The 16,645-nt window shown below is 65.1% G+C and carries 17 protein-coding genes; 14 read left to right on the top strand and 3 right to left on the bottom strand.

What is annotated here, in order from left to right; all coding sequences use genetic code 11:
- Window position 1: 1 nt before the first annotated feature.
- The 14 genes from AB0L63_RS00585 (at window position 2) to raiA (ending at window position 14,404) form a co-directional block, all read left to right on the top strand.
- A complete protein-coding gene (locus tag AB0L63_RS00585) occupies window positions 2-1,360 on the top strand; it encodes a coenzyme F420-0:L-glutamate ligase (RefSeq protein ID WP_364493911.1) in 1,359 nt (452 codons plus the stop codon).
- A gap of 76 nt (window positions 1,361-1,436) precedes the next feature.
- Window positions 1,437-1,952 (top strand): NUDIX domain-containing protein, encoded by a 516-nt coding sequence (locus AB0L63_RS00580; RefSeq protein ID WP_364492758.1) that lies wholly within the window; start codon window positions 1,437-1,439, stop codon window positions 1,950-1,952.
- 235 nt (window positions 1,953-2,187) lie between these two features.
- Window positions 2,188-3,426: an alkane 1-monooxygenase gene (locus AB0L63_RS00575; RefSeq protein ID WP_364492756.1), complete on the top strand. Its 1,239-nt coding sequence runs from the start codon at window positions 2,188-2,190 to the stop codon at window positions 3,424-3,426.
- A 2-nt stretch (window positions 3,427-3,428) separates the two neighbouring features.
- On the top strand, window positions 3,429-3,602 hold the full coding sequence (locus AB0L63_RS00570; protein WP_364492754.1) for a rubredoxin: 174 nt from the start codon (window positions 3,429-3,431) through the stop codon (window positions 3,600-3,602).
- 44 nt (window positions 3,603-3,646) lie between these two features.
- Window positions 3,647-3,835, top strand: a complete 189-nt coding sequence (locus AB0L63_RS00565) for a rubredoxin (RefSeq protein WP_364493908.1) — start codon at window positions 3,647-3,649, stop codon at window positions 3,833-3,835.
- A 116-nt stretch (window positions 3,836-3,951) separates the two neighbouring features.
- Window positions 3,952-4,572, top strand: a complete 621-nt coding sequence (locus AB0L63_RS00560) for a TetR family transcriptional regulator (RefSeq protein WP_364492752.1) — start codon at window positions 3,952-3,954, stop codon at window positions 4,570-4,572.
- Between the two features lie 254 nt (window positions 4,573-4,826).
- Window positions 4,827-5,921 carry an alkane 1-monooxygenase gene (locus tag AB0L63_RS00555; RefSeq protein WP_364492750.1) on the top strand — a complete coding sequence of 365 codons (1,095 nt, stop codon included), beginning with the start codon at window positions 4,827-4,829 and terminating at the stop codon, window positions 5,919-5,921.
- Between the two features lie 68 nt (window positions 5,922-5,989).
- Window positions 5,990-7,474, top strand: a complete 1,485-nt coding sequence (gene ahcY, locus AB0L63_RS00550) for an adenosylhomocysteinase (protein WP_364492748.1) — start codon at window positions 5,990-5,992, stop codon at window positions 7,472-7,474.
- A gap of 101 nt (window positions 7,475-7,575) precedes the next feature.
- Entirely contained in the window at window positions 7,576-8,223 is a 648-nt protein-coding gene (locus AB0L63_RS00545) for a dTMP kinase (protein WP_364492746.1), read from the top strand.
- Between the two features lie 69 nt (window positions 8,224-8,292).
- Window positions 8,293-8,979: an MtrAB system response regulator MtrA gene (gene mtrA / locus AB0L63_RS00540; RefSeq protein ID WP_174555219.1), complete on the top strand. Its 687-nt coding sequence runs from the start codon at window positions 8,293-8,295 to the stop codon at window positions 8,977-8,979.
- A gap of 41 nt (window positions 8,980-9,020) precedes the next feature.
- Window positions 9,021-10,916: an MtrAB system histidine kinase MtrB gene (gene mtrB, locus AB0L63_RS00535; RefSeq protein WP_364493905.1), complete on the top strand. Its 1,896-nt coding sequence runs from the start codon at window positions 9,021-9,023 to the stop codon at window positions 10,914-10,916.
- Window positions 10,913-12,736 carry an MtrAB system accessory lipoprotein LpqB gene (lpqB, locus tag AB0L63_RS00530; RefSeq protein WP_364492744.1) on the top strand — a complete coding sequence of 608 codons (1,824 nt, stop codon included), beginning with the start codon at window positions 10,913-10,915 and terminating at the stop codon, window positions 12,734-12,736. Before mtrB ends, lpqB begins: the two co-directional genes overlap by 4 nt.
- Window positions 12,737-12,809: 73 nt before the next feature.
- Window positions 12,810-13,454, top strand: coding sequence for a ComF family protein (locus AB0L63_RS00525; protein ID WP_364492742.1), 645 nt, complete (start codon window positions 12,810-12,812; stop codon window positions 13,452-13,454).
- A gap of 263 nt (window positions 13,455-13,717) precedes the next feature.
- The gene (gene raiA / locus AB0L63_RS00520; protein WP_364493902.1) at window positions 13,718-14,404 is read left to right on the top strand and encodes a ribosome-associated translation inhibitor RaiA; all 687 of its coding nucleotides are present in this window, start codon (window positions 13,718-13,720) and stop codon (window positions 14,402-14,404) included.
- Between the two features lie 160 nt (window positions 14,405-14,564).
- Here raiA and AB0L63_RS00515 read toward each other — a convergent pair whose 3' ends face one another.
- The 3 genes from AB0L63_RS00515 to AB0L63_RS00505 form a co-directional block, all read right to left on the bottom strand.
- Window positions 14,565-15,083, bottom strand: a complete 519-nt coding sequence (locus AB0L63_RS00515) for a hypothetical protein (RefSeq protein ID WP_364492740.1) — start codon at window positions 15,081-15,083, stop codon at window positions 14,565-14,567.
- A 78-nt stretch (window positions 15,084-15,161) separates the two neighbouring features.
- Window positions 15,162-15,584 (bottom strand): hypothetical protein, encoded by a 423-nt coding sequence (locus AB0L63_RS00510; RefSeq protein ID WP_364492738.1) that lies wholly within the window; start codon window positions 15,582-15,584, stop codon window positions 15,162-15,164.
- Window positions 15,585-15,596: 12 nt separating this feature from the next.
- Entirely contained in the window at window positions 15,597-16,301 is a 705-nt protein-coding gene (locus tag AB0L63_RS00505; RefSeq protein WP_364492736.1) for a helix-turn-helix transcriptional regulator, read from the bottom strand.
- Window positions 16,302-16,645: the final 344 nt, after the last annotated feature.

Here is a 16,645-nt window from a genome sequence, read left to right as displayed (position 1 = left end):
GATGCAAGAGCCATTGACGGGGCCGACGGATCACGCGGCGGGGGAGTTGCGGATCCTGCCGATCACCGGTCTGCCGGAATTCCGGCCCGGCGACGATATTGCCGAACACATCGCCGCCGCCGCGCCCTGGTTGGCCGACGGGGACATCCTGGTTGTCACGAGCAAGATCGTCGCCAAGGCCGAGGGGCGCATTGTCGAGGCGCCGCTGGATCCGGAGGAGCGCGATACCGCGCGCCGCGTGCTGGTGGAGCAGGAGGCGGTGCGTGTGCTCGCGCGCAAGGGTCGCACGCTGATCACCGAGAACAAGCTCGGCATTGTGCAGGCCGCCTCCGGGGTGGATGGATCCAATGTCGAGCAGGGTGAACTCGTGCTGCTGCCCTCGGATCCGGATGCCAGCGCGAAGGTATTGCGCGCCGCGTTATCCGAGCGGCTCGGGGTGCACATCGCGGTGGTCATCACCGACACCATGGGCCGGGCCTGGCGCAACGGGCAGACCGATACCGCTATCGGCGCCGCTGGACTGCGGGTCCTGCACGACTATGCGGGCACGGTCGACGGGCAGGGCAATGAATTGCATGTCACCCAGGTGGCGGTAGCCGACGAATTGGCCGCCGCGGCGGATCTGGTGAAGGGCAAGTTCGGTGGCGTCCCGGTCGCGGTGGTGCGCGGTCTGCCGGTCACCGACGACGGTTCCTGTGCCGCGGACCTGCTGCGCGGCGGCACCGATGATCTGTTCTGGCTCGGTACGGCCGAGGCGATCGAGCAGGGTCGCTCCGAGGCGCTGCTGCTGCGTCGTTCGATTCGTCAATTCGCCGAAACCCCGGTCGATCCAGAAAGCATTCGCGCCGCGGTGGCGCAGGCGCTCACCGCGCCCGCGCCGCATCACACCCGTCCGGTGCGTTTCATCTGGATCCGCAAGCCCGGTCTGCGCGCCCGGCTCCTGGCGGCCATGGCCGCCAAGTGGCGGGCCGATCTCACCGCGGACGGCCTCGATCCGGAGCGGGTGGAACGCCGAATCGCCCGCGGCCGCATCCTGCACGACGCACCCGAGGTGATCATTCCATTCTGTGTGCCCGACGGCGCCCACGACTATCCGGACGAGCGCCGGCGCGGAAACGAGCGCACCATGTTCACCGTCGCGGTCGGCGCGGCGGTACAGGGCCTGCTCGTCGCACTGGCCACCGAGGGGATCGGCAGTTGCTGGATCGGCTCGACCATCTTCGCCCCGGAGATCACCCGCGACGTCCTCGGCCTCGCCGATGACTGGAATCCCCTGGGCGCCATCGCCATCGGCCATCCCCTCGAAGAACTCACCCCGCGTCCGGTCTTCGGTCCTGGCCCCGGCCTGGTCGAACTGTGAACGAGCGTCGGCGAGTGAACCATCAACACAGCGTGCAATCGCACACGGCCGAGCCGAGCGCCAGCGAGGCGCAGTCGTGAGTGTGAGTTCGCTGCACGCCTCGGCCACCCAGTTGCTCGAGGCGTGGCGGCCGACGGGGGTCGATGCCTCGCTGCGCGAGGCGATGCTGGCCTTTCTCGGATCCGCACCGCGCGGTTGTCTGCGCGAGCATGTACCCGGTCACATCACGGCCTCGGCCGTCGTCTTCTCACACGATGAGCGCGCGGTGCTGCTGACGCTGCATCCGCGGGTCGGCCGTTGGATCCAACTCGGCGGGCACTGCGAGGAGGGTGACGAGACGGTGGCCGACGCCGCGCTGCGCGAGGCGACCGAGGAGTCCGGCATCACGGGCCTGCGCATGGATCCGGAACTCTATGGCGCGCAGGCCCATCCGATCACCTGTTCGCTCGGTGTCCCGACCCGTCACCTCGATCTGCTGTTCCGCATTGTCGCCCCACTCGGCGCGGTCCCCATCCGCAGCCACGAATCCACCGACCTGCGGTGGTGGCCGGTCGACGCGCTGCCCGGCAATGCCGACGTTCTGCTTCGCTGATCGCACCGCCCAAGTTCGCAGACGCTCGCTGAGCGCTCGATCGCCGCGTCATCCCACATGGTGCGGCGATCGTCGTCTCGGGCATAACGCACTGCGGCGGTGTCTGATTAACAGTTTTCGCCAGACTTTACAAATTGATAAATTTGTCTAGACAGAAGACAAGTTGATCTCTAATGTCCACAGTAAGTGGTACTGCACATCACATGTGATGTGCCGCTTGGATGAGGAGACAACGATGTCCACGGAACCCCATGCGCCGGGTCGGTCTGCCGCCGCGACCGATTGGCGCGACCGCAAGCGCTACCTATGGCTGTGGGGGCTGTTCGCACCGACCGGCCTCTTCACCATCGGCCTGCCGCTGATCTGGGCATTCAACGAATTCGGCTGGCACAGGCTGGCCCAAGTCCCGTTCTGGCTGGGCCCGGTGCTGGTCTACGTGGTGATTCCGCTGGCCGATATCTTCTTCGGCCCGGACGGCGACAATCCGCCCGACGAGGTGATGGAGTACCTGGAGAACGACAAGTACTACCGCTATCTCACCTACCTGTACCTGCCGTTCCAGTACGCGACGCTGGTCATGGGGTGCTACCTGATCACGGCGGACAACCTGAGCTGGCTCGGCATCGACGGCGGGCTGCACATCGTCGACAAGATCGGACTGGGCATCACCATCGGCATGATCGGCGGCATCGGCATCAATACCGCGCACGAACTCGGCCACAAGAAGGTCGATCTGGAGCGCTGGCTCTCCCGTATCGCCCTGGCCCAGTCGTTCTACGGACACTTCTATATCGAGCACAACCGTGGCCATCACGTGCGCGTCGCCACGCCCGAGGATCCCGCGAGTTCCCGGGTCGGCGAATCGTTCTGGGCCTTCTGGCCGCGCACGGTGTGGGGCAGCTTCCTTTCTTCGTGGCGGCTGGAGAAGGTCCGGCTGGATCGGCTCGGTAAGAAGTCGTGGAGTCTGCGCAACGAGGTGCTCAGCGCCTGGCTGATGTCGGTGGCGCTGTACGCGGTGCTGCTCGCGGTGTTCGGAATCGGCCTGCTGCCCTACCTGATTCTGCAGGCGATCGTAGGCTTCAGCCTGCTGGAGGCGGTCAACTACCTCGAGCACTACGGCCTGGTCCGCCAGCGCACCGCATCCGGTCGGTACGAGCGGCCGGCCCCGGTGCACAGCTGGAACAGTGACCACATCGTCACCAATATCTTCCTGTACCACCTGCAGCGGCACAGTGATCACCATGCGTACCCGACCCGCCGCTATCAGACGCTGCGCAGTTGGGACGGTGCGCCGAATCTGCCGAGCGGCTACGCCAGCATGATCCTGCTCGCCTACTTCCCGCCACTGTGGCGGCGCGTAATGGATCAGCGGGTGCTCGCACATTACGGCGGCGATATCACCCGCGCGAATATCCATCCGGCCAAGCGGGACAAGGTGATCGCGCGTCACGGTTCAGCCGGGTCGGAGGCGTGAGCATGAGCAGCTTTCGTTGTCCCGTGTGCGATTACGTCTACGACGAGCTGAAAGGCGCACCGCACGAAGGGTTTCCGGCGGGCACCGGGTGGGAAAAGATACCCGACGACTGGTGTTGTCCCGACTGTGGCGTCCGCGAGAAGATCGACTTCGAACCGATGGAGGTTCCCACATGAGTGAAGCATCACGAAGCGATTCGATGAACAGTGGTGACCGGGTGATGGGTGGGCCCGAATACAAGTTGTTCCAATGCATTCAGTGTGGCTTCGAATACGACGAGGCGAAGGGCTGGCCGGATGACGGCATCGAGCCGGGCACCCGCTGGGATGACATCCCCGACGACTGGAGCTGTCCGGACTGCGGCGCCGCCAAAGCCGACTTCTACATGGTCGAGATCGAACGGTCGTGAATTTTGACTGCGGTAACCACCCGTGACAACCTCGCGGGTATGCCGCGCAACGGATCCGCGGCGCGAGCGACGGTCCCGGAGGAGGGAGCGGAGCATTACCACGGAGGGACCCGGGAGTGCCGCAAATCAGACCCAAGCTTTCCTATCAGGAGGCGGCGCGGGAACTGCTGCGCACCTCCGTCCTGGATTCGATGCGCGAGCTGCTCACCGAGCGGGACTGGTCCAAGATCACCCTCGGTGATGTGGCCACCCGCGCCGGTGTCAGCAGGCAGACTCTCTACAACGAATTCGGTTCGCGCGCCGGGCTCGCGCAGTCCTATGCGCTTCGCCTGGCCAACGATCTGGTCGATCATGTCGGCTCGGCGATCGACGGCAATATCGGCGACGCGCGGGCCGCATTCGACGAGGGGCTGCGCGACTTCTTCCAGGCGGCCGCCGCCGACCCACTGGTCCAGTCGCTGGTCGCCGGTGCGGTGAAGCTGGATCTGTTGCGGCTCATCACCCTTGATGCCGAGCCGTTGCTCGAACACGCGACCGCGCGGCTGTCCATCGCATTCCAGCACAGCTGGGTGCAGGCGACGGCGGCCGAATCCGATGTGCTGGCACAGGCTTTGGTGCGTATCGCGCTCAGCTACATCCCCACGCCGCCCGCGCCCGGCCGCAATGCGCCCGCGGAATTGAGTGCTGTCTTCAGCCCGTATGTCGAGGCAATTCTGGCCTCGCGCGAGCGGCACTGATTCCGCCACTGGGAAGTTGACCGTTTGCGACGCGTTTGCCCCTGATCGTGGCTACATATGAAGATGCTTGAAAACCAACCGCCAGGCATGTAACTGGCGGCATCTTTTGGCGCCGAGTTGTTGTGTAACAGACGTAAGGTGTGCATGTATTCTCATGCGTCGGAGTCGCGTACTTACTGAGCGGGGCAAACGTGCAAGCGCTTGGCAAACCGGAGGGGTCACCCGACCCCAAACGCCATCTGTGGGTCCTCGGCTTGATCGCTCCTGCGATCGCATTGTTGCCATCGCAGTTGGTTCTACATACCGGCGCTCCGGTCTTCTGGTGGATCGGGCCGATCATCGTGTTGATCGTCATCCCCGTGCTGGATTGGCTGGTCGGTGTGGACGGCACCAATCCGCGCGATGAGGATTACGAGTTGCTGTCCAACGATCGGTACTACCGGTGGTGCACCTATCTGTTCCTGCCGTTCCAATTGGCCGGCCTGGTCGTCGCCAGCGCCATGTGGGCGGGTGACGAGCTGGCCGTAGTCGACAAGCTCGGGCTGGCAATGACTCTCGGGTTCGTCAGCGGTATCGGCATCAACGCGGCGCATGAACTCGGGCACCGGGTCGAACATCTGGAGCGCTGGTTGGCCAAGATTTCGCTGGCGCAGTCCGGGTACGGACACTTCTTCGTCGAGCACAACCGCGGCCATCACGCGCGGGTGGCGACGCCGGAAGATCCCGCCAGCGCCAGGGTGGGCGAATCACTCTGGGAGTTCTTACCGCGCAGCATTTCCGGCGGATACCGCTCCGCCATCCGGCTCGAACACGAGCGCCTTACCCGCAGGGGTAAACGCTGGTTCAGTGCGGATAACCACATCCTGCAGGCGTGGGCGATGAGCCTGGCGCTGTTCGCAGCGCTGCTCGTGATCTTCGGCTGGCGCGCGCTGCCGTATCTGGTGTTGCAGGCGGTGATCGGTGTCATGCTGCTGGAGACGGTGAACTACATCGAGCACTATGGACTGCTACGCACACGCCAACCCAACGGCCGGTACATGCGCTGCTCACCGCGGGATAGCTGGAACAGTGACCATCTGGTCACCAATATCTTCCTGTTCCATCTGCAGCGGCACAGCGATCACCACGCGAATCCGGGGCGTCGGTACCAGACCCTGCGGAGTTCGATGCAGGCGCCGCAGCTGCCCGCCGGATACCTGTCCATGATCGTGTTCGCGGCCATTCCACCGCTGTGGCGACACGTCATGGATCACCGCGTACTGGCCCATTACGGCGGCGATATCACCCTCGCGAATATCCAGCCGCGTAAGCGGCGTCGGATCCTGATGTCCTACGGCGTGACCGCGTAGTCCGCCGGGGCGCTCAGCGATTAGCCTTAACCCGGTACTGACGAACCAGGAGAGGCTGAAAGAGGCAGATGACGACCTCAGAACTTCCCGCAAGCACGTCCATGACCACCGATGTCCGCAACGGCATCGAATACAAGGTAGCGGACCTGTCGCTGGCCGAATTCGGTCGCAAGGAGATCCGCCTCGCGGAGCACGAGATGCCCGGTCTGATGGCGCTGCGCCGCGAGTACGCGGAGGTGCTGCCGCTGAAGGGCGCGCGCATCTCCGGTTCGCTGCATATGACCATCCAGACCGCCGTGCTGATCGAGACGCTGACCGCGTTGGGCGCCGAGGTCCGCTGGGCCTCGTGCAACATCTTCTCCACCCAGGACCACGCCGCCGCGGCGGTCGTCGTCGGACCGCATGGCACCGTGGACGAGCCCAAGGGCACCCCGGTCTTCGCCTGGAAGGGCGAGACCCTGGAGGAGTACTGGTGGGCCGCCGAACAGATGCTGACCTGGCCGGGCGAACCGGCGAATATGATCCTCGACGACGGCGGTGACGCCACCATGCTCGTGCTGCGCGGCGCGCAGTTCGAGAACGCGGGCCTGGTACCGCCGGAGGACGAAGACCACTCGGCCGAGTACAAGGTCTTCCTGAGCTTGCTGCGCAAGCGCTTCGAAACCGATAAAACCAAGTGGGGCGAGATCGCCGCATCGGTGCAGGGCGTCACCGAGGAGACCACGACCGGCGTGCTGCGGCTCTACCAGTTCGCCGCGGCGGGTGAGTTGGTGTTCCCGGCGATCAATGTCAACGACTCGGTCACCAAGTCCAAGTTCGACAACAAGTACGGCACCCGCCACTCGCTCATCGACGGAATCAACCGGGGCACCGACGTTTTGATCGGTGGCAAGAAGGTGCTGATCTGCGGCTACGGCGATGTCGGCAAGGGCTGCGCGGAATCGCTCGCGGGACAGGGCGCCCGGGTTCAGGTCACCGAGATCGATCCGATCAACGCACTGCAGGCGCTGATGGACGGCTACGACGTCGTCACCGTCGAGCAGGCGATCGGCGAGGCCGATATCGTCATCACCGCGACCGGCAACAAGGACATCATCACCCTCGATCAGATGAAGGCGATGAAGGACCAGGCCATCCTGGGCAATATCGGTCACTTCGACAACGAGATCGATATGGCGGCGCTGGAGCGTTCCGGCGCAACGAAATTGAATATCAAGCCGCAGGTCGACCTGTGGACGTTCAAGGAGTCCGGCAAGTCCATCATCGTGCTGTCCGAGGGACGGCTGCTGAATCTCGGCAATGCGACCGGACATCCGTCGTTCGTGATGTCGAATAGCTTCTCCAATCAGGTGATCGCGCAGATCGAACTGTGGACCAAGCCGGATGAGTACGACAACGAGGTCTACCGCCTGCCCAAGCATCTGGACGAGAAGGTCGCGCGCATCCACGTAGAGGCGCTCGGCGGCACGCTGACCAGGCTCAGCAAGGATCAGGCCGAGTACATCGGCGTCGACGTCGAGGGCCCGTACAAGCCCGAGCACTACCGCTACTGAGCCGCCACCGGTAGCACCGAAAAGACGTGTGCCCCGCCGACCGAGCCTGGTCGGCGGGGCGCTGTCGTTCGGTGTCGTTGCCTGGCGGTAGCCTGCTCACCATGGGTGTCTTGATTGCGGTCGAGGGCCTCGACGGTGCCGGGAAGCGGACGCTGATCCACGGCGTCATCGCAAACCTGCGCGCGCGGGGTCTGCGCGCGGAAACACTTGCGTTTCCGCGCTATGACCGGTCCATCCACGCGGATCTCGCGGCCGAGGCCTTGCGCGGCGCCCATGGCGATCTCGCCGACTCGGTACACGGTATGGCACTGATGTTCGCACTCGATCGGGCCGGGGCGCGCGATGACCTGTCGAAGTTGTTGGCCGACAACGACATCGTGATCTTGGACCGCTACGTGGCCTCCAATGCCGCTTATTCGGCGGCACGCCTCTATCAGTCCGCCGACGGCGAAATCGTGCGCTGGGTGGGCGAATTGGAGTTCGGTCGATTCGAGTTGCCGCTGCCGACGCTGCAGCTGTTGCTGGACGTGCCGACCGATGTCGCGGCCGAGCGTGCCCGGCTGCGTGGCGAACTCGACGACAGTCGCGCGCTCGATGCCTACGAGCGCGACGGCGGACTACAGCGGCGCACCGGCGAGGTGTACCGTGAGCTGGCTGAACAGGACTGGTACGGGCCGTGGTCGAAATACCGATCCGATGACGATCCGGCGACACTCACTACTCGTTTGGTCGAAATTACTGCCGGATAAGGTTGGATGTGCGGCGGGATTGCACCAGTGTTGGCGTGGCGGCCCGTTCCGAGCGCGAGAGATGACAACATAGTACTTATGAAGCCGAAGATTCTGGTCGTCGACGACGATATGGCACTCGCTGAGATGCTGACGATCGTCTTGCGCGGGGAAGGGTTCGACCCGCATGTGGTCGGCGACGGCACGCAGGCACTAGCGGCGGTTCGGGAGATCCGTCCCGATCTGGTGCTGCTCGACCTGATGCTGCCGGGCATGAACGGTATCGACGTATGCCGGGTGCTGCGGGCCGACTCCGGGGTTCCGATCGTGATGCTCACGGCGAAGACCGATACGGTCGACGTCGTGCTCGGTCTGGAGTCCGGCGCCGACGATTACATCGTCAAACCCTTCAAGCCGAAGGAACTTGTCGCCCGCGTGCGTGCTCGCCTGCGCCGCACCGAGGAAGAGCCAGCCGAACTGCTCTCCATCGCCGATATCGTCATCGATGTGCCCGCGCACAAGGTGACCCGCGGCGGTGCGCAGATCTCGCTGACGCCGCTGGAGTTCGACCTGCTCGTCGCGCTGGCCCGCAAACCGCGTCAGGTCTTCACCCGTGAAGTACTGCTCGAACAGGTCTGGGGCTACCGGCACGCGGCCGACACCCGCCTGGTGAATGTGCATGTGCAGCGGCTGCGCGCGAAGGTCGAGAAGGATCCCGAGAATCCGGAGATCGTGCTGACCGTCCGCGGCGTGGGCTACAAGGCCGGACCCCCGTGATCGGAGGCGACGCGGATCGTTCGGCCGCCTCGCCCGGTGCGGTGCAGCGTCTCGAACGATCCCTCGCGCCGGTTGTCGCTTGGCTCAAAGAGGTCGGCAGCGCACTCGGCCATGTTTGGCGGCGTTCGCTGCAATTGCGCGTCATCGTGTCCACGCTCACCCTGTCGCTGATCGTCATCACGATCCTCGGCGTGGTGCTGACCAGTCAGATCACCGATCGATTGATTGACGCGAAGATCAACGGCGCGGTCGAGGAGATGGATCGCGCCCGCAATATGGTGGAGAGCCAGCTTGCCGGTGTGCACGATATCGGCACCCAGCAGCAACGGCTGATCGATGCCCGCAATGCGCTGTCCAATCGCGGCGGGACCGGCCAATCCACCGGTGTCGCAGGCAGTTTCGATTCCGCGCTGAGCATTGTCGGCGGTACGCCGCAGCAGCTGATCTCGACCGGGCCGATCCAGGAGGTGCCCGAGGAACTGCGCCGCTTCGTCGCGGGCAATCAGGTCAGCTACCAGTTCGCCACGGTCGCGGATCCGGACGGTTATCACGGCCGGGCGCTGATCATCGGCAGCCCGAGCGCGGAGATACCGACGCTGCAGATCTATTTGATCTTCCCGCTGGCCAATGAGGAGCGCAGCCTGTCGCTGATGCGTGGCACCATGATGATCGGCGGCGTCGTGCTGCTGGTGTTGTTGGCCGCGATCAGCGCACTGGTCACCCGGCAGGTGGTGCTGCCGATCCGCTCGGCCGCACGGATCGCGGCCCGCTTCGCCGACGGTAGGCTCAGGGAACGCATGCTGGTGCGCGGCGAGGACGATATGGCGCGGCTGGCCCAGGCCTTCAACGAGATGGCCGAAAGTCTGTCCAATCAGATCAACGAGTTGGCGGAGTTCGGAAATCTGCAGCGCCGTTTCACCTCCGATGTCAGCCACGAACTGCGCACCCCGCTGACCACTGTCCGCATGGCCGCCGACTTGATCCATGGCAGCAGCGACGATCTCGATCCGGCGCTGGCCCGCAGCTCCGAATTGCTGGTCACCGAACTCGACCGCTTCGAGGGGCTGCTCAACGATCTGCTGGAGATCAGCCGCCACGATGCCGGTGTGGCCGAACTACAGGTCGAATCGCTCGACGTGCGGATGTGCGCGCGGGCGGCGATCTCGACCGTGCGGCATCTGGCCAGGGAATCCGGTGTCGAGGTGGTCATCGATATGCCGGATGACCCGGTGGTCGCCGAGGTCGATCCGCGACGAGTGGAGCGGGTGCTGCGCAATCTGCTGGCAAACGCGATCGACCACAGCGAGGGCAAGCCGGTGCTGATCCGGATGCGCGGCGATGTGCAGGCCAATGCGGTCGCGGTCATCGTGCGCGATCAGGGTGTCGGCCTCCGGCCCGGTGAGGAGAAGTTGGTCTTCAATCGGTTCTGGCGTTCGGACCCGTCTCGGATGCGGCGCTCCGGCGGCACCGGACTCGGTCTGTCGATCAGTGTCGAGGACGCCAATCTGCATGAGGGCAAGCTGGAGGCATGGGGCGAGATCGGTGTCGGCGCGAGCTTCCGGCTGCTACTGCCGCTGGTGCGCGGCAAGAAGATGGGCGCGAGCCCGCTGCCGCTGGAACCGGTGCTGCGCAAATCCTTGCCCGCGCCGCGGGTCGAGCCGGAACCGGCCGAGGATCCGGGCACCGACGAGACGGAAACCGAAGCGACAGTGACGGAGTTGCCGATGATCCGCGTCGAGACGAACGGTGGTGAAGCTGCTCGGGGCGGAACCGATGCGGTCGCCCACGATTCGGCGGACAGCGACGCGGATGCTGACGACTCGAACGGCGTCGGTTCGACCAATGGCACGGGACAAGAAGCCGATGAAACCGAATCCACCGAATCGAAGCAGGCCGGGCACGCCGTGCCGGGTGACGGTGGGGACGTACAGTCATGAGGATGCGTAGCTGGTATCCGAGGCGCAAATCGCTGCGGCCGTCCGCGCTGGGTGCTGCCGCCGTGGTGGCGCTGGTCGTACTCACTGGATGCGCGAACCTGCCCGATTCCTCCGCACCGCAGGCACTCGGCACCATCAATCGCGAGCCCACCTCGGAGGGGCCGCCGCCGCCCATCGCCGGTCGTGACCCGGACCTGTTGCTGCGCGATTTCCTGCAGGCCACCGCTGATCCGGCCAACCGGCACCGGGCTGCACGCCAGTACATGACAGAGTCAGCGGCGACGCAGTGGGACGACGCGGCGGGCACGCTGATCGTGGACAAGGCCGATACCCTGCGCGAATCACGCTCGGGCGATAAGGCGACCTATGTGATCCGCGCGCACAAGGTCGGCGAGCTGGCCGCCGACGGTGCCTATCGGGCCATCGACGCGCCCTTGGAAAACAAGATCGAAATGACCAAGGTCGACGGCGAGTGGCGCATCGATCAGCTGCCCGACGGCGTTGTGATGGAGCAAACCGCCTTCACCAAGTCCTATCGCCGCTACGTCCTGTACTTCATCGACCCGACCGGCACCACCGTCGTTCCGGATCTGCGCTGGATTTCGGTGGCCAAGAACCAGCTGACTCAGCGCCTGCTCAGCTTGCTGGCCGAGGGCACTCAGCCCGCGCTCGCCCCGGTCGTGCGCAATGAACTCGCACCACCGGTGACCCTGCGCGGCCCGGTCACCAAGCCGAACAACGACGAAAACGACGTCGGTGTCGGGCTCGGCGGCGTCCGCATCGATTTCGCGGGTGCCTCCGGGCTGTCCCCACGCGATAAAGAACTACTCGCCGGACAGGTGGTGCTGACGCTTGCGGGGGCGGAAATCCTTGGCCCCTACATGCTGCTCGCCGACGGTAAACCGCTCGACGATCGCTTCGCCGCCAACGGCTGGTCGGTCGCCGATGTCGAACAGCTGAGCCCAGCTGTCCACGCGCGCAACCGGATCGGGCTGCACGCGCTGCGCAACGGCTCGCTGGTGCAGGTCACCGACAGCGGGATGATCACCCCGCCGGGCTACTTCGGCACGGTGAACAATCTGCAGTCGGCCGCGCTGTCCCAGGACGGTCAGTTGGTCGCCGCGGTCGCCGACGCCGGACGGGCGCCACCGGAACTGCCGCGCACGCTGCTGGTCGGCAGCTACGGCGGCAACGCCATCCCCGTCGACGAGGGTTCGACCATCAGCCGACCGTCCTGGAGTGCCGACGGCACCGCCGCCTGGGCCGTGATCGATGGCGAACGGGTCATCCGAGCGGTCAACGATCGCGCCACCGGAATCGTGTCGAAGCAGGAAGTGGATATTTCGGCACTGATGGCCTCGGCGCAAGGGGCGGCGCTGCGGCTGCCGATCACCGAGTTGCGGGTCTCGAGCACCGGTGTGCGTGCGGCGCTCATCGCCGACGGGAAGGTCTATGTGGCGGTGGTCGAACGACATCCGGACGGCAAGTACGCGCTCACCTCGCCGGTGCAACTAGCGCTCACCCTCAGCACACGTGCGGTGTCGTTGAGCTGGCTCACCGCGGAAACCATCGTCATCGCCAGGGAGGGCAATGTCGATCCACTGACGATTGTTTCGATCGACGGATCGCAGCCGACTCCGCAGATCAGCCAGAATCTGACCGCGCCCGTTCGGGTGGTCAGCGCCTCGCCGGAAGCCGAGTACGTGGGAGATTCGCGTGCGGTACTCCAGCTCCAGTACAGCGATCAGACCACCGACCGCTTCTGGCGCGAGGTGCCCGGTCTGAACGGCGACAATTCGGTCCCGGTGCTCCCCGGCTGATCGTCGGCACCGAAACGAATACTGCGACACCGATATCCGCGAATCTGTCGGTGGGTGGGCGCACACTCGGGCGATGCGAACCCTGTTGGACCTGATCCTGGCCGCGGACTGTGTCGGATGCGGTGTGGTCGGGGTGGGTTGGTGTCCGGACTGTGCCGCGACCCTGGGTGGGCCGCCGAGGCGAGTGCGGCCGCGCACCGATCCGGGGGTGCCGTGCTGGGCGCTCGCGTCGTATGCGGGTCCGGCGCGGCGGGCGGTGCTCGCGGCCAAGGAGCAGGGGTGTCGCGATCTGGCCGAGCCGTTGGGGCTGGCGCTCGCCGCTGGTCTGGTGCGGTTGCGCGATGCCGAGCGGCCGCTGGTATTGATTCCGGCACCGAGTCGGCGGGTGGCCGCGCGCCGCCGCGGCGGGGATCCGGTGGTGCGCACGACGCGGGCGGCGGTGCGGTGGCTGCCGGATAGCCGGGTGATACCGATGTTGCGGGTGTGGTGGGGTGTGCGCGATTCGGTGGGCTTGACAGTCGGTGAGCGGCAACACAATCTGCGCGGTCGGATCATGGCTCGACCTGCTACCGGAGCTCGGTCGGAAGTCTCGGCAAATGCCGAGTTCGTGCTGGTCGACGATGTGCTCACGACCGGTGCTACCGCCCGCGAATCGGTCCGCGCGCTCGACCGGATCGGAGTACAGGTACGTGCCGTGATGGTGACGTGCTCGGCTTGACTCGGCGAAATTTGCGTGAACACTGGCGGACTGCCCGTTGGCGTACTAGCGTCGCGATCACACACCCGAACCGGGAGTTTGGAGGTGGCACCTCGGACATCAGGTGCCGAGAGATTGTCTATCGGCACAGCTCATCCCGCCGCACGCATATTGGTTTGTGCGGCCATATCCGGGAGGTACGCGTGACGACTTCTTCACGACCTTCAGTGCAAGACCCCCTCGCTGTGAAAGAAACACAGGCATCGGTGCTGGATGACAGCACCTTGGATGCGACTGAGCAACCCACAGCGGAACGACCTCGCGCACCGCGCGGCGATGTCGTGGTGAAGGGTCGCAACGTGGAGGTTCCTGACCATTTCCGAATTTACGTCGCGGAGAAACTTTCCCGTCTCGAACGCTTTGATCCGTCGATATTCATCTTCGATGTGGAGTTGTTCCACGAACGCAATCGTCGTCAACGCAAGAGCTGCCAGCGCGTCGAGATCACCGCGCGCGGTAAGGGCCCGATCGTCCGGGCGGAGGCCCGTGCGGACAGCTTCTACGCTGCGCTGGAATCGGTGACCGCGAAGCTGGAGAGCCGGTTGCGTCGAACGAAGGATCGCCGCCGCGTCCACTATGGGGACAAGACCCCGGTCTCGGTGGCCGAGGCGACCGCCGATCTGGTCGATGAATCACTATTCGCACCGCCGAACGGGACGACCGCAGACGAGCATCTCGAGGCCGATCGCGGTCGGTCCGCCGAATCGGAATCCGCGGATCATGCAGCTGGACCCGGCCATATCGTCCGAACCAAGGTCCATAGTGCGACCCCGATGTCCGTCGACGACGCCCTCTACCAAATGGAACTCGTGGGCCACGACTTCTTTCTCTTCCAGGATAAAGAGACCGACCGACCGTCGGTCGTCTACCGTCGCCACGCATTCGACTACGGCCTGATCCGGCTCGCGTAGTCCTTATCCGCCTCCCCGCGCCTTGTGCCGGTCGTGGAAGCCCGCGACGTGACGTCGCGGGCTTTGCGGTCAGGTGTCGGTCGATTTCTGGGCGTACCCGACGAATTACCCATGTTCGTGCGAGATCAGTCGTCGCGTTGGCAAGCCCATAGCGAGGCCCTCAGTGCCGGCGTTCCCGGAAAAAGGTTCTGTGCAGCAAAGAATCTCGGCGCCGTGGGCGGATGGCCTGCAGCATGACCAGGTCGGCGAAGGTTTCGGCATCGCGTTCGCGGGCGGTTGCGTAATCGCTGCGCCCGAGGACATATGCGATGGACTCCGGGGAGATCGAGGGGAGCAGTTCCGCGAGGGCCGACATCGGCTGTGGCGCGGGCGTTTCGGTCGTCGATTCCGGTCCGTGGCCGAGCAGCATATGACCAAGTTCGTGGATGATGATGTGCTCGGCATGCCATTCGGTGGTGTCGGCGCCGTAGACGATGATGTCGCTGTCGCGCTTGGCAATCCACAAACCGCTGCCGGTACCGCAGCCGGTGCCGGCGAGTAATGCGGTATCGACCGGTTGCAGGGTGATTGTGCGACCGCGATGGTCGGCGACGGCTTCGAGGTATTCGGTCAGATTCCACGGGGATGGTATCGGTACGTCCCGGGATACTTCCCGGAACCGGTTCTCCATACCGGGCATTCGTCGGCAATCTCCTACAGCGCTGCGGTCCCGCCCCGTGCAACCGAGATGCTACCGACTGTTCGGAAACTGCCCGCTCTACGGCTGTTCGAGCGGTTGATCCGTGCGCTGGATGAGTGCGGTCAGCGTGGCGAGGTCGACATCGGATCCGCGCAGCGCGATGCTGGCGACATTGGCATCGCGCATGGTGGCCAGCAATTCGAGTTCACGATCGATCGCGGCCGCCGCCGCGCCGGAAGTGGTCAGGTAGTCGGCGCTCACGCCGAAGCACTGTGCGATGGCGGTGAGCAATTCGGATCCGACCGGCGCTGAGTCGAATTCGCCGCGCCGCAACCGGTCGAGCTGATCTTCCGGGACGATGCGGCCCAACTGCGCGCCGACCTGTTCGGCCACCGCGGCTGTCGTGCGCTCGGGTTCCGACCGCGGGTGCACGGTCGCGAATAGTCGATTCACCTTGTGGCTGAGCGTCGGTCGCACTCGGCTCGTCACATCGTTTGTCATCTGTACTGCCCTCTACTGCTTGCCGTTTCGAATCGATGCCGCACCGGGAGTTGCCGCCAGCCAACGTGCTCGGAAGCGGTCCTCGGTGCCGGCGTCCATATCCTCCGTGCGTCCGGCCAGCCAGCGGCGATAGCGGCGTTCTTCCAGGTCGGCGGGATCGCTGGATTCGGCGGGCACATCGAGCAGATGGGAGAACGCCATCGCGACCAGCGGGTGCAGGGTTTTGCCGGGGCCGCCGTTGCGTTCCAGCATCATGGTGGCGTACCGCGCCGAGAGCCGGGAAACGACCCCGTTGAGATCCGAAATGGCCGCGACCACATGGGGTTCGGTGGTCCGGCCCCGCTCGACCGCGTCGTTGAGCCGACCGGCGGCAGCGAGCAGTCCGGTCAGGTCGGAGAGTTCGAAGCGGATCGAATCGGGTCCGGAGACGATCGACCCGTCGGTACTCGGGGTGTGGTTCGCGACCTCGTGCACGGTCGGATCACCACCCGCATAGGTGCGTGCCGCACTGCCCGGCAGCCAGCGCAGTGGTGCGTCGAGTTTGTTCAGGGTGTGCGTGCTGATGGTCGCATCGCCGTCTTCGATCTTGCGGATCGTCGGCGCCGAAGGCCCTCCCAGATCGCCGATCTGCATCTGGGTGAGGCCGAGTTCGTCGCGGCGTTCCTTGATGATTCGGCCGAAGCGCTTATGTCGCGACAGCTCCGAAGGGCTTTGCATAGTGAGCCTCATGGTAGAGCTCATCGCGGAAAAAGCCAACTTCATAGAAAACGATTGAAAAACTAATGACAAGATTGCTACTGTTTGTTCGCGCCGAGTGGTGTCGACGTCGACCTTGCCGGTTCCGGGACGAGCAGGGGCGTTCGCCGGGACGGGCGCCGCTCATCCGCCTGCCCGGGCCGTTCTCGGCCGCGGGTGCCCCGACAGCGTCGTCGTGGGCCGGCGGTTGAGTGCCGGGTCGCTTGCGGGCAGGCTCGGCGAGTTGCCCCGGTGCTTGCGATATCGGTTGATGCGCGGGCGCACCGGGTCGGCGGGAAGTGCCCGGCTCAGCGGCGATGGAGGGG

The sequence above is a fragment of the Nocardia sp. NPDC051990 genome, from assembly GCF_040680755.1.
Lineage (GTDB): Bacteria > Actinomycetota > Actinomycetes > Mycobacteriales > Mycobacteriaceae > Nocardia.
Note: the sequence above shows the minus strand (reverse complement) of the source record. Positions and strands in the feature narration are given on the sequence as shown.